The organism is Dorea acetigenes (assembly GCF_025567385.1).
Lineage (GTDB): Bacteria > Bacillota > Clostridia > Lachnospirales > Lachnospiraceae > Claveliimonas > Claveliimonas acetigenes.
In genome coordinates this window covers 69,507-93,953 of record NZ_JAOQJU010000013.1, presented here as the reverse complement: position 1 = coordinate 93,953, position 24,447 = coordinate 69,507, and the positions used below count along the sequence as shown (strand labels likewise).

The window sequence follows — 24,447 nt, the reverse complement described above, 5'->3', positions numbered from 1 at the left end:
AGCCCCCCTCAAGATGAGATATCCCTACGTAAAGTAGTAAGACCCCTTGAAGACGACGAGGTAGATAGGGCAGAGGTGGAAGCATGGCAACATGTGGAGCTGACTGTTACTAATCGGTCGAGGGCATAACCTGAGCAAACAGGAAGAAAGCGAGAACAGAGTTCTCGAATGGGCTTTCTGAGGGTTTGAAAATGGTGGATAGGAAAAAGATGGATTGAAAAGTATTTCTTATATGCAGTTTTGAAGGTACATGAAAAAGTCCTTGCAATTACGGTTGTAAAGGGCTATAATTAAATAGTGATAATCCTCGATAGCTCAATGGTAGAGCACACGGCTGTTAACCGTGGGGTTGTTGGTTCGAGCCCAACTCGGGGAGCTTAAGAAACCTCACAAATGTCAATATTTGTGAGGTTTTAGTTTATTCATATATGGCAAGGAGAAGACACTATGATTTTATATTTTTCGGGAACAGGGAATAGCGAATACGTAGCCAAAAAAATAGGGAAAAAAATTGGCGATGAAGTTATGGATCTTTTTGAAAAAATTAGAAATGACGATTTTTCCAGTATGCACTCTGAACGGAAATGGGTTATTGTAGTTCCCACTTATGCCTGGCGAATTCCCCGCATTGTACAAAAGTGGATGGAAAGTACAAGTCTTACAGGAAGTAAGGATATTTATTTTGTAATGACCTGCGGCGGAAGCATCGGAAATGCAGGAAAATATCTTGAAAAACTTTGCGCTCGAAAGAAGATGAATTATTACGGCTGCATCGGCATTACGATGCCGGAAAATTATATTGCATTATTCTCCACGCCCACTAAGGAAAAAGCTATGCAAATTATAGAACAGGCAGAAGGAATCATAGACCATGCAGCCTCCCTGATAAAGAATGGCGAGAGACTTCCGCAATCAGGGCTTTCGTTCAGTGATAAAATAAACAGCGGAATTGTAAATGCTGTTTTTTATCCGGTGTTTGTTCATGCAAAAAAGTTTTATACTGTCAATAGTTGTATTTCTTGCGGAAAATGTGTAAGTGTCTGTCCTCTTAATAATATTCGGCTTGAAAATGGAAGGCCGGTGTGGGGAGATAAGTGTACTCACTGTATGGCTTGTATTTGCCGCTGCCCGAAAGAAGCGATTGAATATGGTAAACACAGTAAGGATTTGCCGCGTTATGTCTGTCCTAAGAGTGATATTATATATGAAAAGAAGTGAGGAAAAGATATGAGTTACGAAAGATTGAATGAGAAAATACAGGAAATGAAAGATGAAATGCTGGATAGTATCCGAGAGAGTGTTGCAATCTGCAGCGTAAGGGGAGAACCAGAACCAGATGCTCCTTATGGAAGAGAAGTGAAAAAAGCATTGGATCATGCCTTGGCATTGGGCGAAAGGATGGGATTTAAAACTGGTAATATAGATAATCGTGTTGGTTATGTTGAGTATGGCGATGGCGAAGAGATGGCAGCTGTACTGGGACATGTGGATGTAGTTCCATTAGGAGAAGGATGGAACTACGATCCGCTTGGGTGCGAAGTGCATGACGGTAAGATGTATGGGCGGGGAGTTCAGGATGATAAAGGTCCGACCATTGGGGCGATTTATGCGTTAAAAGCAATCAAAGAGCTGGGGCTTCCAATCGATAGAAGAATTCGTGTAATGTTCGGCTGTGATGAAGAGAACGGTTCTTCCTGTGTGGAACACTATATCAAGGCAGGCGGAGAGCTGCCGACCATCGGATTTACCCCGGATGCGGAGTTCCCGGTTATATTTTGTGAGAAAGGGCAGAGTTTCTGGGATGTTACGAAGAAGGTGGAAGAACCGTCTGCTGTGAGAGTTCTCTCTATTGAAGGGGGCGAAGCGAAAAATGTAGTAACGCCTAAATGTACATTGGAAGCAGAGGGAGAACTTGTAGTTGAGGAAAAAGAGTATATTACCGTTAGGAAAGAAGGCGGGCGGACAATTGTAACGGCAGAAGGCGTCAGTGCTCATGGAAGTACGCCGGAGCAGGGAGAGAATGCGGCAATCCGTCTTTTTGACGCATTGAAGGGAAATGATTTTGGCGGCGATTTGCAGAAAATGATAGATTTTATTATGGAGAAGATTGGTTGGGAGACGAATGGAGAATCACTTGGTATTTGCTATGAAGATGAAGAGACAGGAAATACAACGGTAAATCTTGGCGTTATCAAATGCGATGAAAAGAAGCTTTCTTTTTCTTTGGACATTCGGTATCCAAAGAATGCGGCAGAGGAGACGGTTCTTGGCAGCGTGAAAGAGAAGCTGGCGGATTATGGATTGGAGGCTGAGGTTGAGGCTCACAATCTGCTTTATGTACCGGTAGATTCCGAGCTGGTGCAGAAGCTGATGAAAGTATATCGTGAGCAGACGGGAGATATGGAAGCACAGCCTATTGCCATCGGAGGTGGAACCTACGCCAAATCTTTTCATAATATGGTGGCATTTGGTCCGGTCTTCCCGGGAGAAGAGGAAGTTATTCATGCGCCGAATGAATTTGCAGTAGTTGATAATCTGGTGCGCTCCATTCAAATCACGGCGGCGGCTATGTATGAAATTGCCCGGAAATAGGCGCTGTTTACTTGTCTGCTCCGGAGGTGAGCGTCGGACTCTGGATGATAGAGGCAAGCTCTTCAATAGATTCTTTGTAGCCATTGGCAGTACATGCCATATAGATATTGAAAAGGGCGCCGGCATATGCCTGCAGGGAATAATACAGGGCGGTGTCTGTGGAATCTTTGTGGTAGGTTTCCAGCAGGTAGGAGGTAAGAGCGTCTAATAGCAGTTTGCCCATCCCTATTTTAATGATACAGTTTAAAAAGGACTGATATTTTTTGAAATACCGGAAACAGTGGAGAATATTTTCATAATTCCCATAGGTTTTTGGTGTTCCCATTTTTTCCAGATCCACGCGGTAAGCAGCCACGATTTCATTCATATATGTTTCAAGGATCTCTTCTTTGGAAGAGTAATTCCTATAATAAGTCATACGGGATACACCAGCTTTTTGTGTCAATTCCGAGATTGATATGGAAGAAAGCGGCTTTTCATTTGCCAGCTTAATTAATGCCGTTGTAATATATTCTCTTGCAAGGATATTGGACTGATTTTTTCTTTTCATAAACAAAAACCTCCGATTTGTAACAGTTAAAAATGGGAATATTGAATCTGTCAGCGGTAAATGTTACAATTTGTAACGCTTAAATTTTAAACGGTTGATGAGAAAAATACAAGGAATTTTGGTGATATTTTATAGAATCAGGAGGAACCCTTATTTTGGAAAAGATTGCAATTTTAACAGACAGTAACAGTGGACTTAGCAGGGAAGAGGCGGAAAAACAAGGCATTCATATCTTACCGATGACATTTTCCGTGGGAGGACAAGAACACAAAGAGGGAATTACACTGACGGACAGGGAATTTTTTGACAGTATGAAAAAGGGAGTGCCGGTGAGTACTTCACAGCCCTCTATTGCAGACCTGACGGATATATGGGAAGAATTGCTGAAGGATTATGACAGGATTATCCATATTCCGATGGCAAAGGTGTTAAGCGGCGGTTATGCAACGGCAGTGACTTTCAGTGAAGAATATGGCGGCCGGGTGCTGGTAGTAGATGGAAATCGGATATCTGTGACCCAGGCAGCGCTTGCACAATATGCAAGGAAGCTGGCAGATGCAGGGATGGCCGCCAGTGAAATTAAGGAGAAGCTGGAGGCTACCTGCATGGAAGCGGAAATTTATATCACGGTGGAATCCCTGGAATATCTGAAACGGGGAGGACGAATCAGCGGAGCAGCCGCTATGGCGGGAGAGCTTCTGCATGTGAAACCGGTGCTGAAGCTGCATGGAGGCGCAATCGAGGCCTATGGCAAAACGCGGGGCACAAAGAAAGCGAAGAAGATGATTGAGGAAGCGATTGCGAAGGATTATGAACGCCTTGCGGGAAAGCATGGGGCTGAGAATGTCCGTATATTTGTCGGTCATGCGGACGCCAGAGAAGAAGTTATGGAGTGGGCGGAAAAATGGAAGGAAATGTATCCGGATCACAACATTGAAATCGCCAGACTTCCGCTGAGTATCTGCTGTCATGTGGGACCGGGAACCATAGGGGCGGCGGTCTGTGTAAATTAATAGAAGGACAGAGATGTATTTGGATAATTTTAAGATAAAGACAAAGCGGATTATTATATATATTGTGTGTGTTCTGATTCCAATGGTGGTGACGGATTCTTTTTTTGTGTATACGGTTACACAGAATGTAAGCCAGCAGGAACAGGATACTATGAAAGAGGTACTTGGCAAGGTTACGAATGAACTGAATACCAAGATTAATAATGTGGTGACAATATCTGATTACCTGTATATGAATGAGAAGGTGGATGAATTTGTACACCGGACCTATACTTCCCATGCAGAGTATTATGAGTATTTTAATCAGTTCCTGGAGAACAGTGTTATCCGTTATTATTACACGACCGATTCCATTTACAATATACAAATCTGCGTAGATAATAAAAGTATTGTCAATGGTTCCTATTTTTGTGATATAGATGAAGTCAAAGATTCTCTGTGGTATCAGCAGTACCAGGAGAATGAAGATAGAATTTTTATAATAGCATATTATGAAGAAAATAACGCCTATGAACAATCTCTAAATCATGCAAGGCATATTTCCCTGGTCAGAAAAATGGATAATTTCGGCGGCGATGCGGTAATGCGGATTGACTTTGATTATGGAGATCTGAACAGGATTTTGGAGCAGGAGTCTTCAGAGATGGATATTTATGTGGATGACGGTGAAAAAATCATTCTTAGTTCGGATTCTTTTGCGAATACGAAGGAAGATTATCTGCCTGTGTCGGCCTATGAAAAAAAAGGACTGGAAGTCCGCAGCTCTTTAGAAACGCTGGGAGACAGTTGGAATATTGCGATTACAATGGACAAATACAGCGTCACAGAAGCGCTGGAAGGACAGGAAACCATTCTGCTGCTTCTGGTGCTGCTTAATTTGATTCTGCCAAGTATCCTGATCGTATTTGTGAACCGTTCCTTTGGAAGGCGGCTGCGGATAACAGAAGAATATATAAAGAAGGCAGAACAGGGTGAATTTGAAGAGATTCCGGGGAATCAGGGAAAAGATGAATTGGGTGACCTGATTCGCAGCTTTAATCTGATGGCGGTAAAGATTAGGGAATTAATAGAAGTTGTTTATAAGAAAGATGCGGAACGGAAGAATATACAGATTGCAAGGAACCGGGCGGAGCTGGATGCAATGAAAAGGCAGATTAATCCGCATTTTATGTATAACACACTTGAAAGTATCCGTATGCACAGCCTTGTAAAAAATGAAAAAGAGACGGCGGAGCTGATGGGAAAGTTTTCGATGCTTCTGCGGCAGGTGACCCGCTGGACGTCGGAATTTGTCCGGGTGTCAGAAGAAGTAGAGTCGGTCAGGGCCTATCTGGATATACAAAAGAGCAGGTTTGGCGAACGGCTTATCTGGTCGGTTTATGTGCAGGAAGGAACGGAGAAGCTTTATATTCCGAAGTTTTCGATTATGACCTTTGTGGAAAATGCATGTATTCATGGAATTGAGCCGCAGATTCACGGCGGCAGCATTTCCGTGGCCGTTACATCGGATGAAGAATGCATTTACGTGGAAGTAATTGACGATGGCTGCGGAATGCCGGAGAAAACGCTGGAAGAATTGCGAGAGAAGATAAAGAATGCTTCGATTGAAGATCTGAGCAAGGCGAAGAGTATTGGCATTTTGAATACGGTTGTCCGGCTGAAGCTTTATTTTGCAGAAGCCGTTGAAGTAGAAATAGACAGTACATCGGGGGAAGGGACCGAATTATTTATTAAAATACCCCGAAAGGAGCAGGATAAAAATGTCGAAGATCAAGGTAATGCTTGTTGATGATGAGCCATTTATCAGACAGGGAATGCGGATGATTATAGACTGGGAGTCTTATGGTTATGAAATTGCCGCGGAAGCGGAGAATGGGATGCAGGCATTGGAAATGCTGGATGGAGAGGAAATAGACCTTGTATTTGTGGATCTGAAGATGCCGAGGATGTCCGGATTAGAGCTGATAAAGGCGGCGCAGGAAAGGGAAATGGAGATTCGCTTTATCGTTCTTACCGGATATGCAGATTTCTCTTATGCGCGGGAAGCGCTGCGCCTGGCGGTGGAAGACTATCTGCTGAAGCCGATTCAAAAAGAGGAATTGATCGGCATACTGGAGAAAGTGAAGGAAGAGAAAGAGAAGAACCGGGATGATAATATAGAACTGGTGCTAAACCATGAGCTTGACATTCATCTTTCTCATATTTTATTAGGAAGATATATGGAAACAGATCTGGAAATTGTGAATCAGTATATGCCGGAGTCAGACGAATGGCAGTATGTCAGCTTTGAATTCGAGAAAAATGCAGATATGTTCCGGAATATGGCGGAGGAAGAGAGAAGTTCTTTGCAGAAGCAGTTCGTAATGGAGATGCGGTCTATACTGAAGGACTGGAAGCAGCAGGTTGTCAGCAACCTCCATGAAGAAGAACAGCTTACGGGCGCCGGAGTGCTTTTGATTCCACAGATGTATCGGGAGCAGCAGATGGAAGCGATGGAGTATGTCACCTGGCTACAGAAAAGAATGCAGGCAAAAACGGGATGGAAGACACAAGTGTATGTGGGTACGGCGGTGAACCGCATTGCAGATATCAGTCATTCTTATTATTCCATCCGTCTGACGCGCTGTATGCATGAGTTTGCAGATGACAGTAATCAGCCGATAGCAGTTGGTGAGAAGTTTGAAAAATCCAGGCCGGCGCTGGGGATGCGTGCGCGGGACATCGAAGAGCTGGTAGAAGCGGTCCGTGTTAATAATGAAGAAATGATTGTTAGGAAAGTACAGCAGATTTATGAACAGATACAAAACAGTGGTTTTAATCTGAATGTACTGCAGACCAAGCTGTATTATCTGTTGTACCGGCTTGTGGATCTGGCGAATGAGCTGGATAATGAAGCAAATCAGGAAGAGGTATTGAAGCACATCGGGCAGAAGTCTTTCGATAAAATTGTGTTGAGTGGAACGGCGGATGAATTGACGGAATTTGTCTGCGCCTATGCAGAATATCTGGAACGGCTGAGGAAGGTTGAGTCGGAAGGAGTTCTGGGACAGGTGGAAGAGTATATCCGAAAGAACTACAGCGAAAATATCAGTCTGAAGTCTATTGGAGAACAGTTTTATATTAATAATGTATATCTCGGGCAGATATTTAAAAAGAAAAACGGGATTACCTTTAAGGAATATCTGAACCGGGTCAGAATCGAAAAAGCGACGCAGCTATTGGCAGATACGGATGAAAAAATATATGCGATAGCGGAAAAAGTAGGGTTTCACAACACAGATTATTTTATTAACAAATTTGTGCAGGAAAAGGGCATGACGCCGCGGCAGTATCGGATGAAAAGAAAAAAAGAGGAAAACTGATGAAAAGAAGAAAGAAAATAGGATGGATTTTTTGTCTCCTGTCCGTTCTCTGCTTGTGGGGATGCGGGACAAAATTGTTTACAAAACAGGAGGAAATCAAGACATTTTCAGCTTTTGTGTCCGTGCCGGGGAAAGAAATACCGGACGACAACAGAATGAAGAATAAAATAGCGGAAAAGATTGGTGCCAAGGCAGAGCTTAAATATCTGACAGGGCAGACTGCTTCGGAGAAGATTCATTCGATGATCCAAAAAGGAACGTATCCGGATTTCCTTGATGGCGGAGATGCAACGGCGCAGCTTTTGGAGGCGAATGCTTATATTCCTTTGGACGAGTATCTGGACGATTATCCGGAGCTTAAGAATTACCTGACACCGGAGCAATGGGAATCCTTGCGGCAGCCTGACGGACATATTTATTATATCCCGCAGTTTTCGACCGTGCGGGGAGAAGATATGAATCCACGGTATGCAGATGAGGCATTCTGGATACAGAAAAGAGTGCTGATCTGGGCGGGATATCCGGAAATAAAGACCCTCGACCAGTATTTCCGAGTGATTGAGGATTATATGGCGGCAAATCCGACGAATGAAGACGGATCGGCAAATACCGGCTTTCAGATTTTATGTGACGATTGGAGGTATTTCTGTCTGGAGAATCCGCCTCAGTTTCTTGCGGGATATCCCAATGACGGATGTGCGATTGTTGATCCGGAAACAAAGACAGCTTCTGTGTATGACACCATACCGGAGGCAAAACAGTATTTTCAGAAATTAAATGAGATGTATAGAAAGGGGATGATACAAGCAGATACGTTCGTGCTGTCATATGATCAGTATATGGAAAAAATAAGTACCGGGAATGTGCTGGGTGTGGTGGATCAGTACTGGCAGTTTATGGATGCAGAGAATATTTTATACGGCAAAGGGCTTGTAGACAGAACCTATGTCCCTCTGGGAATTGTAGCTGATGAAAGCATAACGGGCGCTTACAGGAGCGGAGTCGCTTTTAACAGCGCAAATGGAATGGGAATTACGGTAAGTTGTAAAGATGTGGAGGGCGCATTGCAATTTATGAATGACTTGCTGAAGGAAGAGATTCACATTATGCGGTACTGGGGAGAAGAGGGGATTGACTATGAGGTAGATGAGAATGGCATTTTCTATAGAACAGAAGAGCAGAAACAGAATGCGAATAATAAAACCTGGCAGACAGAGAATCTTTGCTCTTATGATTACTTTCCCAAATATGGAGGAGTGACAGCAGATGGGAAGAATGCGGCTATTCCAGAGTATCAGCCGGGAGAATATTACGATACACTGGATGAGATTGACAAACAGGTTCTGGATGGTTACGGATATGAGAAGTGGACGGATTTTTTGAATTCACCTGAAGAGGTTACGCCTCCCTGGTTCCCGCTGTATACGGCGGAGAATCTATGGGGGCAGGATACACCATACGGACAGGCGAAGCAGGCCATGTCAGATGTAAAACATAAATGGCTTCCACAGGTGATTATGGCAGAAGATTTTGAGAGCGCCTGGGAATCCTATATGGAGGAATATGAGCGGGAGGTGGATGTAGAAGCCTATGAAGCAGAGCTGACCCGTGAAGTGCAGCGAAGAATAGAAAACCATACAAACTAAATGAATTTTAGTTTGTATGGTTTTTTTGGTTTAGTTTGTTGGGGTGAAAAGAAACAGGACTTATGGGATAATAAGGATATATTTTGGTAAAGGAGGAGAAAAGCTATGAAAAAAGGTAAAAAAGCAGTAAAGCACTTTTCACGTGTGATACTTGCATTGCTTCTGGCAGTCAGTATGATTCCCCTGCCGGCAGCAGCGTCAGCGTCTTCGGACAATGGCGACGGGACTTATAACAATCCGGTTATTTATGCAGATGTGCCGGATGTGGATGTGATTCGTGTGGGCGACACTTATTATATGTCGAGCACGACGATGCATCTGTCACCAGGCGTCCCGATTATGAAATCAAAGGATCTGGTGAACTGGGAAATCGTAAACTATGTGTATGACGTTATGGATGACGGGGACGCTATGTCATTGAGAAACGGCCAGAGCGCGTATGCAAATGGTTCATGGGCAAGCAGCCTGAGGTATTATGACGGGAAATATTATGTGTCTTTTATGTCTTATACCACAGGTAAGACTTATTTCTATACGACAGATGATATTGAAAATGGCGTGTGGACCCATACAGAAGTAAAAGGCGGTTACCATGATATGGGACTGTTCTTTGACGATGACGGAAAGATCTATATGGCATATGGAGGCGGTACAATCAAAATCTGCGAGATGGAGATTGTAGAGAACGGCCTTCAGATTAAGCCGGGTACTGAGAAAGTTCTGATTAGCGATGCATGGAAAGGGACAGCTCTTGAAGGAACGGGCGGTCTTGCAGAAGGAACGCATGTACAGAAAATTAATGGGAAGTATTATGTGTTTATGATTACATGGCCGGCGGAGAATGCAGATGCAGGTACGAAAGGAATGCGTACAGAATTATGCTTCCGTGCAGATTCCATAGAAGACTTCGTAAATGGTAACTGGGAGCGCAAGATTGTCCTTCAGGATAAAGGCGCTGCACAGGGAGGCATTATCGATACTGTTGACGGCGACTGGTATGGAATGGTATTCCGTGACATGGGACCGGTAGGACGCTGCCCGGTACTTGTTCCGGTTACCTGGACAGACGGATGGCCGATGATGGGCAATGAAAAGGGCGAAGTAGACGATACTGCAGTTATGCCACTTGAATCCTGGGGTGAGAAGAGTGTCGTTACTTCAGATGAGTTCTACAACGGCGAAGAAAGAGCCGCATATACGAAGCAGTATGAGATGTATGGAGCTACAGGAGTGCCGACGGCGGCAGATGTGGATGAAGAAATAGAAGCTCTGGAAGTGTATGACGGAGATGAGCTGATTGAAAACGGCAGCTTTGATGACGGAACGGAACATTGGACGGTCAATGATCCGGCTGACATTGAAGTGGTAGAAGAGGACGGCAACAAAATCCTTAAGGTTACCAACAGGACAACGACAGGTTCAGGCCCGCGCCAGGATATTACCGGCGATGTTGTAGAGGGTGGTACATACAAGATCACGGCAAAGATTAAATACGATCATCCGAACAGCCCGGCAACAAAGAACTTTAATATGTGTATTTATAATGGAAAGAGCTATGTCAATGGTGACAGTATCCAGATTATGGGAAGCGGCACCATTACGAAGGGTGAATGGGGAACTGTATCAGGCACGTTTACGGTGAAGGAAGGCACGGATATTTCTGCAAGTGCAATCTTCCTGGAAACAAGCTGGGCAGCGAATCCGACGGCAGACAATGATCTGATGGATTTCTATGTAGATGATGTGTCTGTCATTGCAGAGAGCATTCCGAAGGAGGAAGGCGACAACCTGATTAAGAATGGCGGATTTGAAGATGAGCTGTCACGCTGGACCGGAAGAGAGAATTGTACGCTGACGCTGGATACCACAGAGAAGGTAAGTGGCAACAGCAGTGTGAAGGTAACAGACCGTAAAGTGACAGGTTCCGGACCTCAGCAGGATGTATCCGGATTATTGGAAGCAGGAGATATTATTGACGTATCTTACAACATCAAATATACGACCGGACCGGACACCAGGAATTTCATTCTGACAGCATTTTACGATGGCACTTATAAGAATATTGTCGGCGGAAATGTGAAGAAGGGCGAGTGGACCAAAATCAGTAGTTCTTACACTGTACCGGAAGACATGAATACGGATAATCTCGTATTCTTCCTGGAAACATCCTGGACGCCAGAGCAGGATCCGGAAAATGACCGGATGGATTACTATGTGGACGACCTGGTTGTTACCAAGAGAGTGATTGAGCAGCCCACGATGGACGAGCGTTCTTATAATGGTTCGAACCTGAAGCTTGAGTGGCAGTGGAACCATAATCCGAATAATGCATGCTGGTCCCTGACAGACCGTGCCGGTTATCTCAGGATGACGACAGGAAGTACCTGCAAAACACTCACAGAAGCAAGAAATACACTGACACAGAGAACCTATGCACCGCAGTGCTCCGGTAATGTAGCTCTGGAAGTGGGAAATATGAAGAACGGCGACGTAGCAGGTCTTGCAGCTTTTGCCGCAAAGTATGGCTATGTGGGCGTTAAGATGGACGGTGGTAAGAAATACCTGGTAATGGTTGGCACAAAGGAAAACGGAAGTGACAACTTCGAGCCATATGAAGCAGACAGTGTAGAACTTACCCAGGATAGAGTATACTTAAAGATTGATTTTGATTTTAACAGCAACAAGGCTTATTTCTATTATAGCCTGGATGGAAAGAGCTGGACAAAGATCGGCGATGAACTTCCGATGGTTTACAGCCTGGCTCATTTCATGGGATACCGTTTTGGTCTGTTTAACTATGCGACCAAGAGTACCGGCGGTTATGTAGATTTTGATTATTTCCGCATTGAGGATGGCAATTCCGGAACAGAAGGAACAAAAGATGCGGGAACAGCCAAAATGGAAAATGTACAGGCAGCAGGCGTTGCCAATGCGGAAGTAGAGATTCCGGTGAAGATGACAAGTCTCCCGGAAGGAAATTATAAGAGTATCAGCGCTTCTTTTGGAATCCCGTCACAGTTAAAGGTTACGGATGTAGTCTTCAATGAAAAGAATGTGACAGGTACGGCAACTTATTCTTACAGTAACGGACAGCTTCTTCTGACGGTAAATGGAGAGGGCGTTGGTTACACAGCGACAGAAGAAGACGATGTATTTGCAACAATTAAACTGAAAGCCGCAGATTATGTGACGGCAGACATAGATGCTACCGTACAGGCAGATTATATCCAGACCACAGGAGACAAGGTGTCCTATGATGTCAGCGGTGCGAAATCTGTCGTAACATTGAAATACGTAGATATGGGAGCGCTGGCAAAGAAGCCGGGCGATTCCAATCCTCTGGTAGACCATAAGTTTGGCGCGGATCCATATGCGATGGAATATGATGGAAGAGTTTATATCTATATGACAAATGACTCTCAGGAATATGAAGCGCAGAACAATGGTTCCGTGGACAATACCTATGGAAATATTAATACCATTAATGTGATCTCTTCTGCTGATATGGTGAACTGGACCGACCATGGTTCCATCCCGGTAGCAGGTAAGAATAATCCTGACGGAGCTGCAAAGTGGGCAACCTGTTCATGGGCTCCTGCAGCAGCACATAAAACCATTGACGGCAAAGAGAAATTCTTCCTTTACTTTGCAGATGGCGGCGGCGGAATCGGTGTATTAGAAGCAGATTCTCCGATTGGACCATTCGTTGATCCGATTGGACAGGCTTTGGTTCCGCCGGGATCCGCCCATGCAGACGGCGTAATCTGGTTATTTGACCCAGCTGTTCTGGTAGATGATGACGGAACCGGTTACCTCTACTATGGCGGCGGTGTTCCGGATAACGATGCAAATAATCCGAAGACTTCACGTGTAGTGAAGCTGACAGATGATATGGTTCATCTGGATGGAGATGCACAGGTGATTGATGCACCGGCAATCTTTGAAGATTCCGGTATCCACAAGTATGGAGAGAAATACTATTACAGTTATTGTTCCAATTTCTCCCAGCATGCGGCAGGTTACCCGGGACAGGGAATCATCTGTTACATGGAAAGCGACAGCCCGATGGGACCGTTTGAGTATAAGGGAGAGATTTTAGATAATCCGGCTAAGTTCTTTGGCGTAGGTGGAAATAACCATCATGCGATCTTTGAATTTGGTGGAGAATACTATATTACTTATCATGCACAGACATTAGGAAAGGCTCTTGGAAAGGCAAACGGATACCGTTCTACTCACATCAATAAGGTGAATATCAGTAAGGATGGCACGATTGAGCCGATTACGGCAGATATGAAGGGCATCAGCCTTTTAAAGACCGTGGATCCATATGCGAGACTGGAAGGTGAAATGTTTGCATGGAATTCCGGCATCAAAACTGCAGTATCCAAGCAGGAAGGCAGTATGGTTAAAACGCTGAATATGGAAGTTACGGATATTCAGAACGGTGACTGGACAGCAATCGCAGGTCTTGACTTTGGTGTTAGCGGAGCAAAGAAGCTGACAGCGAATATTGCGGCAAAAGAAGGCGGCAAGGTGGAAATTCGTCTTGACAGTGCAGATGGTACGCTTGCAGGAACCCTGGAGGTACCGGCGGGCGACGGAAACTACAAAAAGGTGGAATGTGAGCTGGAAGGCGTGACCGGAGAACACAATGTATTCTTCGTCTTCACAGGAGCTGACGGCAAAGACCTGATGACAGTAGATTACTGGCAGTTTGAAGAAACAGAAGTGAAGGTTGACAAGACAGACCTTAAGGAAGCGATTGACAAAGCGACGGCTGTTGATATTACGAAATATACGGAGGAAACCGTAGAAAAGCTGCAGGAAGCACTTGCCAAAGCAAATGAAGTCTTTAAGGATGATAATGCAACACAGCAAGAAGTCGATGACGCTGCGAAAGCTCTTACCGACGCACAGGAAGCACTCAAAGAGATTGAAAAACCGGAGCCGGTTGTAACAGACAAAAAAGCTTTGGAGGCAGCGGTGAAAGCGGCAGTAGCGGATACAGAGAAGGCTAAGTATACGGAAGAAAGCTGGGCAGCTTACGAAGAAGCTTTGAAGAAGGCAGAAGAAGTATTAGCGAAAGAAGATGCAACACAGCAAGAAATTGATGATGCGGTTGCGGCGCTTGACAAAGCAGCAAAGGCTCTGCAAGCAAAAGGACTTCCGTACGAAGATGTAGTAGAAAGTGACTGGTTCTACGATGAAGTAGCTTATAACTACTACGAAGAGATTATGACAGGCATGGATCCGACGCATTTTGGTCCATACGTTATTCTTCCTCGTGCACAGTTTGCAACCATTCTTCACAGAATTGAAGGAAAACCGGCTGCAGAGTATACGAACAGATTCCCGGATGTACCGGATGGACAGTTCTATTCAACAGCAGTTCTCTGGGCGGCAGATGCGGAGGTCATTACCGGTTACACAGACTCCGGTTATTTTGGAACAAACGATCCGATTACCCGTGAACAGATGGTAACCATGATGTACCGTTATGCGGAATACAAGAAGTATGAGTCCAAAGAACCGACCGATATCAGTGCATTTACAGATGCAGATGAGGTAACAGAATTTGCAGAAAAGGCGATGAAGTGGGCAGTAGCCAACGGAATCATTGCCGGAAAAGAAAATGAAGACGGTTCTTACCGTCTCGACCCGCAGGGAGGCACAAGCCGTGCGGAATGTGCTATCATTATCCAGCGGTTTATGGAAAAATTTGAAAAGTAAGTCAAATCCCCCGTAGCTTGCGGGAATAAAAGGGAAATCCCCGGTAATAGAAAGTGTCATTTACAAAATGGCGCCGGATGTTGCCGGGGATTTTTTGAATCCCAAAAATATTACCAAAAATCGAAAAAAAATACATGTTAATTTCATAGAAATTTTGCTAAAATACATAAAGACTGCAAAAATCAGAGGAAAAATAAGAAGTAAAGGATGGTTAAAAGAAGTAAAGAACTGTTTATAGTCATAGGACCGGAAAGAAATTATAATATAAAAGAGGAAAAATCGAAGGTCATTGTGGAAATTTAGGTAACAAAAAAACTGCCGCCAGTCGATTGAAATAAAATATAATCAATTGGCTTCTCTGTAAATTTTGAGTGATTTGTCAAGTGCTTTTGACAAAAGGTTGGCGATTTTTTTGAAATAGGAGTCTGAAAGCCTTATAAAATTAGGGATAAAGATTCCGGAAAATTACAATTAAGGAGGATATTATGAAAGGAAAAAGATTTCTTGCACTGCTGTTGTCGGCGGTTATGACGATGTCTATGGGGATTCCGGCTGCAGCGGCGGAAAACAGTGAAGAAACACTGGAAAATCAAGTGCTGGATCTGAAGTTTGAGGACAACTTAGATGACAGCAGCACGAAAGGCAACAACGGAACCATCTCATCCGGGACTGCGGAATACGTAGATGGTGTCGTAGGACAGGCGCTTAAGTTAAACGGCGACAAGTATGTGGATTTGGGAACGAGTACAGATCTGTAGCCGGAGAATCTGACACTCTCTTTCTGGCTGAAGCCAAATGGGACAATGAGCGGGGAACAGATTATTACCTGGAATAAGAATGAATATAATACAGATGGGTGGTATGTATCATCTCTGAATGACAACCAGCCGTTGCTTATCTCTATAGGCCCTGCAAGCGGACAGCCTTACAATGTGGCAGTTACGGGAATGACCCGGTCAGAATTTTTCAAGGCGGATGAATGGACGCATATTGTTGTTACTTATAATAAAGAAACAAAAGATGTAAAATTCTATCGGAATGGAACGGAATGCCAGACGGTAGTTAATTATGCAATTGCCGGGGATGCAACAGGAATTCTTGGCTCTGATGAGACTATGCAGAAGTCTATCGGATGGAACGGTCCGAAGTATAAAACCACTTCTTTGAAAGCTGCGATTGATGAATATCAGCTCTTTAATGATGTGGCGACATTGGAAGAGGTTACTGCTTTATATGAAGAAGGAGCAGGACCTATCGACAAGGAAGCAATTGCCCAGGCAGATGCGGATGCGCTTACGATTGCGACCGAGACGAAAGGAAACTTGTCACTCCCATCTAAGGGTGAGTCTGGGTCTGATATTACATGGACGTCCAGTGACGAAGATATTATTACGGCAGATGGGAAAGTGACCCGTCCGGAGATTGGAGAAGAGGATGTGGAGGTAACTCTGACAGCGTCCGTATCCTATATGGGAGGAACTGCTGTAACGAAGAAGTTTACGGTGACGATTCTTGCAAAGACAGAGACAAGCCTTTCACCGACAAGTATTATGGGAGATGTGACGCTGGCAGATGATTATCTGGTGAATGCGTCAGAAAAGGAAGAGGACTATCTTCTGAGCCTGGACTCTGAGAAGTTCCTGTATGAATTCTATAAAGTGGCAGGTCTGACGCCAACGACTTCATCAGGATATGGCGGCTGGGAGAGAAGTTCCGGAAGCAATTTCCGCGGACATACTTTCGGACATTATATGTCAGCGTTGTCCCAAGCGTATCTGAGCAGTGACGACGCAGATGTGAAAGCACAGCTTCTTACAGAGATTGAGGAAGCAGTAACCGGATTGGAGAATTGTCAGAATGCTTATGCGGCAAAATATCCGGATCATGCAGGTTATATCTCTGCGTTCCCGGAAGGATGCCTGAAGAGAGTGGACGGCGTGGATTCTGCGACAGGCGACGATAACAAAGTGATTGTTCCGTATTATAATCTGCACAAGGTGCTGGCGGGTTTGATTGATATCAGCAAGAATGTGGATGACGGTTCCCTTCAGGAGCGTGCATTGGCAGTGGCGGAAGGCTTTGGCGAATACCTGTACAACCGTATGCAGAAGCTGACGGATAAGAATAAGATGCTGTCTATTGAGTATGGCGGTATGAATGAAGCGTTATATGAGCTTTATAATCTGACCGGCAACGATCACTATAAGGTAGCGGCGCAGTATTTTGATGAAACGGCTTTGTTCCAGCAGCTGGCAAATAATCAGGATGTGCTGAATGGAAAACATGCCAATACGACCATTCCGAAGCTAACGGGAGCATTGAAGAGATACACGGTTCTGACAGAGAATGATGAGTATTATAATAAACTGACAGAGGCAGAGAAGAATGAACTGGATATGTATCTGCAAGCCGCAGAGAATTTCTGGGATATCGTGGTAGACCACCATACCTATGTAACAGGCGGTAACAGCCAGTCTGAGCATTTCCATGCGGCAGACAAGATTGGCGCGGATGCGACCAAGGGTTCCTATGATGCGGCGCTTACCTGCGAGACATGTAATACTTACAATATGCTGAAATTATCCAAGGCTCTTTTTGAACTGACCAAGGATAAGAAGTATATGGATTACTTTGAAAATACCTATATTAATGCGATTCTGTCTTCTCAGAATCCAGAGACAGGAACCACCATGTATTTCCAGCCGATGGCGCCTGGATATAACAAGGTATTTAACCGTCCGTTTGATGAATTCTGGTGCTGTACCGGAACCGGTATGGAGAACTTCTCCAAATTGGGTGATAACATTTATTATGCAGAGGGAAGTAGTGTATATGTACATATGTTCTTCTCTTCTACCTATACAGACGCGGACAATAATCTGAAGCTGACACAGACAGCAAATATGCCGAATGAAGATACCGTAACCTTCCAGGTGGAAGCAGCAGACGGCGGAAGCGTAAAGAGCGGCACAGTCCTTAGACTGCGTAAGCCGGACTGGCTGGCAGGAGAAGCTGTGATTAAAGTGAACGATAAAGAAATCACTCTGAAAGAAGAGAACGGATACTATTTGGTAGAGAATGTAAAAGCCGGAGACGAGATTTCTTATCAGATGCCGATGACCGTACAGGTATATGACATGCCGGATAAGCCGAGCCTGGTAGCGTTCAAGTATGGCCCGGTAGTGCTTAGCACTGCTTTAGGAACAGACAATATTGGGCGTTCTGCGGCAAATGGAATCCTTGTGCGTGTCGGTACGCTGGATCCGAATGCAAAGACCACCATTCTGATGGAGAACTATAAGGATGTGGAAGAATGGAAGGCAGATATTGAGAAGAATCTGGTTCGTATTGAGGATAGTGAAGACGGACAGGTACAGTTTAAGCTGAATAACACAGATTCTGACGAGCTGATTTATACACCGCATTACATGAGATACAAAGAAAGCTATGGTCTCTATATGTATCTGGAGGGCGAGGACTCTCAGGCTGCACAGGACCGTATCCTGGAAGGGAAGGAGCAGCTTCGTGAAAATGAGATCAGCGTAGATTATCTGTATAACTTTGACGATAATAACTCTGAGCTGGCAAAGAATCTGCAGAAAAGCGATAACTCAGGCGTGGGCGTATACAATGACAGACAGTATCGTCATGCGTACGGCGGAGGCTGGTTCAGCTATGATATGAATGTTGATAAAGACGCAGATCATAATTATCTGAACTTAACCTTCTACTCCGGAGATAAGGGACGTACATTTGAAATCAGTGTAGACGGAACCGTTATTGAAACATATGCATTTGCAGATGCACCGTCAGATACCGGATTCTATGTTCACACAATTGAGATACCGGCAGATCTTGTGAAAGCGGCGGAGGACGGAAAGGTAACGATTAAGTTCTCGTCTGTAAATAATTCATTGGTAGGCGGATTATACGGAATTAGCATTATAAATGATACTGCTTATGATACTAACGCAGAGATGAAAGCCCTTTCCTTTGATACAGGAGAATTATCACAGGAATTTGCAGGCGATGTGACAGATTATACCCTGACGGTTCCGAAAGACACAGAAACCATTTCCATGACAGCAGTTCCGCAGATGGAGAGTGGATTGATTTATGTAAATGGTATCCTGATTGACGATACCAAGGCAAGAGAGATTAAACTTACATCAGAGGAAATGGTTCTCTCAATTGTATCCAAAGCTCAGGATCATACGACTAGCAAGACTTATACGGTTATGATTGTGAAGGAAGGAACAGCAGAGAGACCGGATATCCTGGCAGAGTTTGACTTTGACGATGAAGAGACCGGATTTACCAATGGATATGCAGTGGCAGAAGGTACCTATACCCTTCAGGATCACGATGGAGGGAAAGCGATTTATCTGAACGGAACTTCTGATTTCCTGAAAGTAACGAAAACAACCGGATCCAGCCTTCTGACAGGAGAGAAGGAAATGACCGTTTCCTTCCAGGCAAAACCGGAGGCAGGTACGACCAACTGGGGATTCTTCGCAGCGCCAAATGAGGACGAGCAGAATTTCGGGACGGAAGTTTATCTGGGAGCATTGAATAATAATGGAACCCTTCTGGCAGAAAGATACAAGAATACAGGTGCAAGACCGACAAATGCAAGCACGACGGTAGGAACCAATGACTGGCATTATGTGACAATCGTATATACAGAGACGGATACTACCATTTATATTGACGGAGTGCAGAAAGCAAAACAGAATAGTGAATATGGTCTGATTGATATCCTTGGCAATTCCAGTATCCTGTATATCGGTAAGGCAAACTGGAAAACAGGCGAGTATTATAAAGGCCTGATTGACAATTATACCATTGCCGGATATGCGATGACGGCAGACCAGGTAAAAGCTCTGGTAAGCGGAGTGAAATTAGAATCCATTACGGTAACAGCACCAACGAAGGCGGAGTATACAGTAGGTGACGAGCTTGACCTTACAGGAATGAAGGTAGTTGCGAAGTATTCTGATGATACAGAAAAAGAAATCACAGAAGGCTATGAAGTAAGCGGCTATGACAAGACAAAGACCGGAGAGCAGACGGTAACAGTAACATATGAAGGAAAGACAGCGACCTTCAAGGTAACAGTGAAGGAAGCAGAGAAACCGGCTACTCTGGAATCCATTACAGTAACAGCACCGACGAAGACGGAGTACACGGCAGGGGAAGAGCTTGACCTTGACGGAATGAAAGTGACTGCAAAATACAGCAATGGTGAAGAAAAAGAAATCACAGAAGGCTACGAAGTAAGCGGCTATGACAAGACTAAGACCGGCGAACAGACGATAACTGTAACATACGAAGGAAAGACGGCAACCTTCAAGGTAACTGTGAAGGAAGCGGCGAAACCGGATGAAACAGACAAGACAGCTTTGGAAGCAGCGATTAAGGCAGCAGTGCCGGATACCGAGAAAGATAAGTATACGGAAGAAAGCTGGGCAGCTTACGAAGAAGCTTTGAATCAGGCGAAAGAAGTATTGGCAGATGCAGATGCAACACAGAAAGAAATTGATGATGCGGCTGCAGCGCTTGACAAAGCGGCAGAGGCTCTGGAAAGCAAGGGACTGCCATATGTAGACGTAGTGAAAGATGACTGGTTCTACAATGCAGCATACTACAACTACTTTGCAGGAACCATGACGGGTACAGATCCTACGCATTTCTCACCATACGCAACGCTGGTACGTGCACAGTTTGCAACGATTCTTTACCGTCTTAATGGTGAGCCGAAAGTAGAGTATGAGACAAGATTCCCGGATGTACCGGATGGACAGTTCTATTCAAAGGCAGTCATCTGGGCGGCTGAAGCGGAGGTTGTTACGGGTTATACAGATTCCGGATACTTTGGAACGAATGATCCGATTACCCGTGAGCAGATGGTAACGATGATGTACCGTTACGCGAAGCATATGGAATATGAATCTGAAGAACCGACCGATATCAGCGCATTTACAGACGCTGATAAGGTAACGAAATTTGCGGAAGAGGCAATGAAGTGGGCAGTAGCCAACGGAATCATTGCCGGTAAAGAAAATGAAGATGGTTCTTACCGTCTCGACCCGCAGGGTGACACAAGCCGTGCAGAATGCGCGATTATTATCCAGAGATTCATGGAGAAGTTTGGTAAATAATAAATAAGTAACAGTTCAGCCCGCGCCATTCGCAAAACGCATCTACGATGCTTCTCCGCTGCTATGCAGCTATTTTTGCTCATAAACTGGCGCTCCGATCATAAGCCGGATCGTGTGTTCATTCATGCAAGCATGATTCACCCACAATCCGACTTATGGCTGAACTGAAATATTATAAAATTTACAAAACAAAGAAAAAGATGGCTGGCAACAGCCATCTTTTTCTTTGTTTTGTGTTATAATTTATTCGTGTAAAAAGAGAAGTATACTGCAAAAGGAATGACATGGTATGAGAAGAAGTTTTACATTCATATGGAAAGTAATTGCTGTAACGATATTGTCGCTGACGGTAGCCGGGTGCAAAGAAGCAGAACCGGTGAAGGAAGATGGGCAGGAGAACCTGCATTTGTCTGTTTTTACAGATGGAGAGCAGCCGTCGGCAAATAATAAGATTTATCAGAAATTGAAAGAAGAGCTTCATGTGGAATTTGAATTTGTTACTTATACAGGGGATGGAGAGCAGGAAAGAAAAGCGATGGCGGCAAGCGGAGATTATACGGATATTCTGGATGCCAGTGAGCTGCTTATCGACAGAGGAGGTGCGGTTCCCCTTGAGGATTTGCTTCCGGACTATCCGAATTTGTACAGCCATTATGAGCCTTATCTGGAGCTTATGACAGAAGAGGACGGGCACATTTATATTCTCCCGGATTATGGGATTTTACAAGGAGAGGCGTTACAGGTTAAAAACAATTGGAGATCCGGGTTTTTTATTCAGAAAGTGGTTTTGTCGGAGTTTGGCTATCCGAAGATTGCTACGCTGGATGAGTATTTTGATCTGATTGAACGGTATATGGAGCGTTATCCGGAATTATATGGGGAGAAAACGATCGGGTATACTATCTGTAATGACGGAACGTCAAATTACGGTCTTGTGAATCCTCCGGCGCTGCTGGCAGGTTATCCCAATAATGCAAATTGCATTGTAGATCCGGTGACAAATATTGCGTTTGATTTCAGAACGGAGGACATTTCCAGGAGGTTTTATTGGAAATTGTGCGAAGAATATGAAAAAGGTGTGATAGACCCGGAGGCATGTATCATCAGCCATGAGCAGTACTTAGACCGCCTTTCGAAAGGAAATGTACTGGGCTTTGCGGATGAGACATGGAATATTAATGATGCGAATACTTATCTTGGGAAAAAGGGAATGAATGAACGCACGTATGTCTCTGTTCCGCTGGTGTATGAGGAAGGAATCCGGGAGCAGTACATGGATTATAATACGGTTTCCATGACAAGTGGATTTATGATTTCGGTGGATTGCGAGTCCCCGGAAAAAGTACTGGAGTTGTTTGATACGCTGCTGGATGAAAAATGGCAGAAACTGTTTTCCTGGGGGATAGAGGGAGAAGACTATCTTGTGGATGAAGAGGGAATGTTCTACCGTACGCAGGAGATGAGGGTGGAGCAGTATACGGAGGATTGGGACTATAAGAATTCGGCGGAAACTCTCTTCGATCATCTCCCCAAAATAGAAGGAACTTATTCTGATGGGAATGCTGCAACGGTGGGAAATCAATTGAGAGAATTTCAGGAAACGCTGACGGAGTATGATAGGCAGTTTCTGGGAAATTATCATATGACAAGCTGGGGCGATTTCTTTTTAGATCCGCTGGAGCAGCCGGTTTATTTTCCTACCTGGAGATTCAGCCCGGTGGACGGGACGCCGGCGGAAATTGCGTCGTCCAGGGCAACTGCATGTAATACGGCATGGATTCCCAGAGTGATTACTTGTGGAACAGAAAATTTTGACGGTATGTGGCTGCAGTATTGCGAAGAATATAAGCAGACCGGATATGAGAATTTTATCCAATATATTAACGAATGCATTCAGGAAAGCCTTTCCTGATAAATGTGGTGGTGGGTGCTGATATGAAGGAATTGTATAAAGTAGTGATTGTAGATGACGAAGCATTTGCAAGAGAGGCGCTGGAGTTTCTGGTGAATTGGGAAAATCTGGGATTTGAACTTGTAGGAAGTGCGGAAAACGGAAAACAGGCGTTGGAGATTATTGCGGAATACCAGCCGGATCTGGTTATTACAGACATAGCAATGCCGGAAATGAGTGGAATGGAGTTGATTGCGTATGTGAGAGAGCATATGCATTTTCAGCCGAAATTTGTCATACTCAGTGCATATGGAACCTTCGATTATGCGAAGGAGGCAATGCGTCTGGGTGTGGAGAATTATATCCTGAAGCCGATTATACGCAGAGAGGTCACACAGAAGCTTGCAGAGATCAAGGAGGATATGGACAGAGAAAAACGGGAACGGGCGGTCAGGGAAAAGACGGACAGGAGTCTCGCGAATCTGAGCTGTTCGTATTTGTCAAGGTTTCTAAATGGCGTGGCAGAGGAGGAAGAATTATATAAGCTTGAGCTGATTTTAAATTTGCAGGAGAGACAAAGGAGAATGCTTGCAGTAAAAGGGATACGGAGCCGGGAAGTATTGATGCTGGCTTTGCAAAATGAACACCTTGTCCCGGAGCCTTACGAGATAATGTTTCTGACTTCGGATTTTGCAGCAGTTGTTTTAGATTTTGAGAAAGAGGGATTGGGAAAGCAGATGATACATGCGTTGACAGATGTCAGGGACACGGCATATGTTGTCATGGACCTGGGACTTGTCGGCAGCCGGAGAGAAATAGGGGAAGCCTGGAAGCTGGTTACTCAGGTTATGGACTACTGCTTCTACCGGGAGAAAAGGAGCCGGGTGTTCTGTCAGGAGGACAGAGAATGGCTGGAGAAACAGAATGCCCTATACTGCCATGAGATTTTGGAGGAGCCGGAGGAAGAGAACTTCCGGGACTGTGAGCAGGTGTCAAATTACTGCGCCGCTCTCCGCGGCCGCAATATAGAGCCAAGGCAGCTTCGGATTATTGTGCTTGCCAGATTGATTGCAATGAAGGATGAGACAGGAGAACAGCTTAAGTGGCAGGTTTCATGGATGTTTTTTGAAGAGCTTCGGGATATCTGGATGCAGATTATCCGCGAGAAGAAAGAAAGCATAGATAAGAATCAGACTGGCAGCCAGATTACGGTTTATATACAGGAGCATTTTCATGAGAATATTACCATTCAGGACATGGCGGGAGAGCTTTGCTACAACGAAGTCTATCTGGGGAAGCTGGTAAAGAAAGAGACCGGAATGACTTTTAGACAGTATTTGAATAAAGTACGTCTGGAATATGCAGAAAAATGCCTGAGAGAGAGTTCGGATTCTGTGATAGAGATTTCTATGGATTCCGGATTTTCAAATCCGGATTATTTCTGCAGGAAGTTCCGGGAAAAAAATGGGATGACGCCAACAGAATTCAGAAAGAGATAA

12 protein-coding genes, 1 tRNA gene and 1 rRNA gene are annotated in these 24,447 nt (G+C 44.5%); 13 read left to right on the top strand and 1 reads right to left on the bottom strand.

The annotated features are described in order from the left end of the window. The 4 genes from OCV99_RS11230 to pepV form a co-directional block, all read left to right on the top strand. Positions 1–133 (top strand): 23S ribosomal RNA (locus tag OCV99_RS11230); the annotation flags it as partial. Between the two features lie 171 nt (positions 134–304). After that, positions 305–376 (top strand) — tRNA-Asn (locus OCV99_RS11225). A 71-nt stretch (positions 377–447) separates the two neighbouring features. Further along, positions 448–1,218 (top strand): EFR1 family ferrodoxin, encoded by a 771-nt coding sequence (locus tag OCV99_RS11220; protein ID WP_158370641.1) that lies wholly within the window; start codon positions 448–450, stop codon positions 1,216–1,218. A 9-nt stretch (positions 1,219–1,227) separates the two neighbouring features. Next, the gene (gene pepV, locus OCV99_RS11215; RefSeq protein WP_158370639.1) at positions 1,228–2,592 is read left to right on the top strand and encodes a dipeptidase PepV; all 1,365 of its coding nucleotides are present in this window, start codon (positions 1,228–1,230) and stop codon (positions 2,590–2,592) included. 7 nt (positions 2,593–2,599) lie between these two features. Here the strand turns inward: pepV and OCV99_RS11210 are convergent, their stop codons facing one another. After that, the gene (locus tag OCV99_RS11210) at positions 2,600–3,142 is read right to left on the bottom strand and encodes a TetR/AcrR family transcriptional regulator (protein ID WP_158370637.1); all 543 of its coding nucleotides are present in this window, start codon (positions 3,140–3,142) and stop codon (positions 2,600–2,602) included. A gap of 155 nt (positions 3,143–3,297) precedes the next feature. Between OCV99_RS11210 and OCV99_RS11205 the strand changes: the two genes are divergently transcribed. From OCV99_RS11205 to OCV99_RS11165, 9 genes are all read left to right on the top strand, one after another. Further along, positions 3,298–4,155 carry a DegV family protein gene (locus tag OCV99_RS11205; RefSeq protein ID WP_227193488.1) on the top strand — a complete coding sequence of 286 codons (858 nt, stop codon included), beginning with the start codon at positions 3,298–3,300 and terminating at the stop codon, positions 4,153–4,155. A 13-nt stretch (positions 4,156–4,168) separates the two neighbouring features. Then, positions 4,169–5,944 (top strand): sensor histidine kinase, encoded by a 1,776-nt coding sequence (locus OCV99_RS11200; protein WP_158370632.1) that lies wholly within the window; start codon positions 4,169–4,171, stop codon positions 5,942–5,944. Next, entirely contained in the window at positions 5,916–7,517 is a 1,602-nt protein-coding gene (locus OCV99_RS11195; protein WP_158370630.1) for a response regulator transcription factor, read from the top strand. The genes OCV99_RS11200 and OCV99_RS11195 overlap by 29 nt, the downstream gene beginning before the upstream one ends. Beyond that, positions 7,517–9,163, top strand: a complete 1,647-nt coding sequence (locus OCV99_RS11190) for a type 2 periplasmic-binding domain-containing protein (protein ID WP_158370628.1) — start codon at positions 7,517–7,519, stop codon at positions 9,161–9,163. Before OCV99_RS11195 ends, OCV99_RS11190 begins: the two co-directional genes overlap by 1 nt. A 105-nt stretch (positions 9,164–9,268) precedes the next feature. Next, positions 9,269–14,896, top strand: coding sequence for a family 43 glycosylhydrolase (locus OCV99_RS11185; protein WP_158370626.1), 5,628 nt, complete (start codon positions 9,269–9,271; stop codon positions 14,894–14,896). Positions 14,897–15,381: 485 nt separating this feature from the next. Next, positions 15,382–15,654 (top strand): hypothetical protein, encoded by a 273-nt coding sequence (locus OCV99_RS11180; protein ID WP_158370624.1) that lies wholly within the window; start codon positions 15,382–15,384, stop codon positions 15,652–15,654. A gap of 9 nt (positions 15,655–15,663) precedes the next feature. After that, the gene (locus tag OCV99_RS11175) at positions 15,664–21,057 is read left to right on the top strand and encodes a beta-L-arabinofuranosidase domain-containing protein (RefSeq protein ID WP_262575478.1); all 5,394 of its coding nucleotides are present in this window, start codon (positions 15,664–15,666) and stop codon (positions 21,055–21,057) included. Positions 21,058–21,346: 289 nt separating this feature from the next. Then, the gene (locus OCV99_RS11170) at positions 21,347–22,969 is read left to right on the top strand and encodes a type 2 periplasmic-binding domain-containing protein (protein WP_158370620.1); all 1,623 of its coding nucleotides are present in this window, start codon (positions 21,347–21,349) and stop codon (positions 22,967–22,969) included. Between the two features lie 23 nt (positions 22,970–22,992). Continuing rightward, positions 22,993–24,447: a response regulator transcription factor gene (locus OCV99_RS11165; RefSeq protein ID WP_262575473.1), complete on the top strand. Its 1,455-nt coding sequence runs from the start codon at positions 22,993–22,995 to the stop codon at positions 24,445–24,447.

Bases quoted from the DNA above. Each gene is read 5' to 3' on its own strand.
- OCV99_RS11165 (WP_262575473.1), top strand. From the start codon at position 22,993: ATGAAGGAATTGTATAAAGTAGTGATTGTAGATGACGAAGCATTTGCA.
- OCV99_RS11185 (WP_158370626.1), top strand. From the start codon at position 9,269: ATGAAAAAAGGTAAAAAAGCAGTAAAGCACTTTTCACGTGTGATACTT.
- OCV99_RS11195 (WP_158370630.1), top strand. From the start codon at position 5,916: ATGTCGAAGATCAAGGTAATGCTTGTTGATGATGAGCCATTTATCAGA.
- pepV (WP_158370639.1), top strand. From the start codon at position 1,228: ATGAGTTACGAAAGATTGAATGAGAAAATACAGGAAATGAAAGATGAA.
- OCV99_RS11190 (WP_158370628.1), top strand. From the start codon at position 7,517: ATGAAAAGAAGAAAGAAAATAGGATGGATTTTTTGTCTCCTGTCCGTT.
- OCV99_RS11220 (WP_158370641.1), top strand. From the start codon at position 448: ATGATTTTATATTTTTCGGGAACAGGGAATAGCGAATACGTAGCCAAA.
- OCV99_RS11180 (WP_158370624.1), top strand. From the start codon at position 15,382: ATGAAAGGAAAAAGATTTCTTGCACTGCTGTTGTCGGCGGTTATGACG.
- OCV99_RS11170 (WP_158370620.1), top strand. From the start codon at position 21,347: ATGAGAAGAAGTTTTACATTCATATGGAAAGTAATTGCTGTAACGATA.
- OCV99_RS11210 (WP_158370637.1), bottom strand. From the start codon at position 3,142: ATGAAAAGAAAAAATCAGTCCAATATCCTTGCAAGAGAATATATTACA.
- OCV99_RS11200 (WP_158370632.1), top strand. From the start codon at position 4,169: ATGTATTTGGATAATTTTAAGATAAAGACAAAGCGGATTATTATATAT.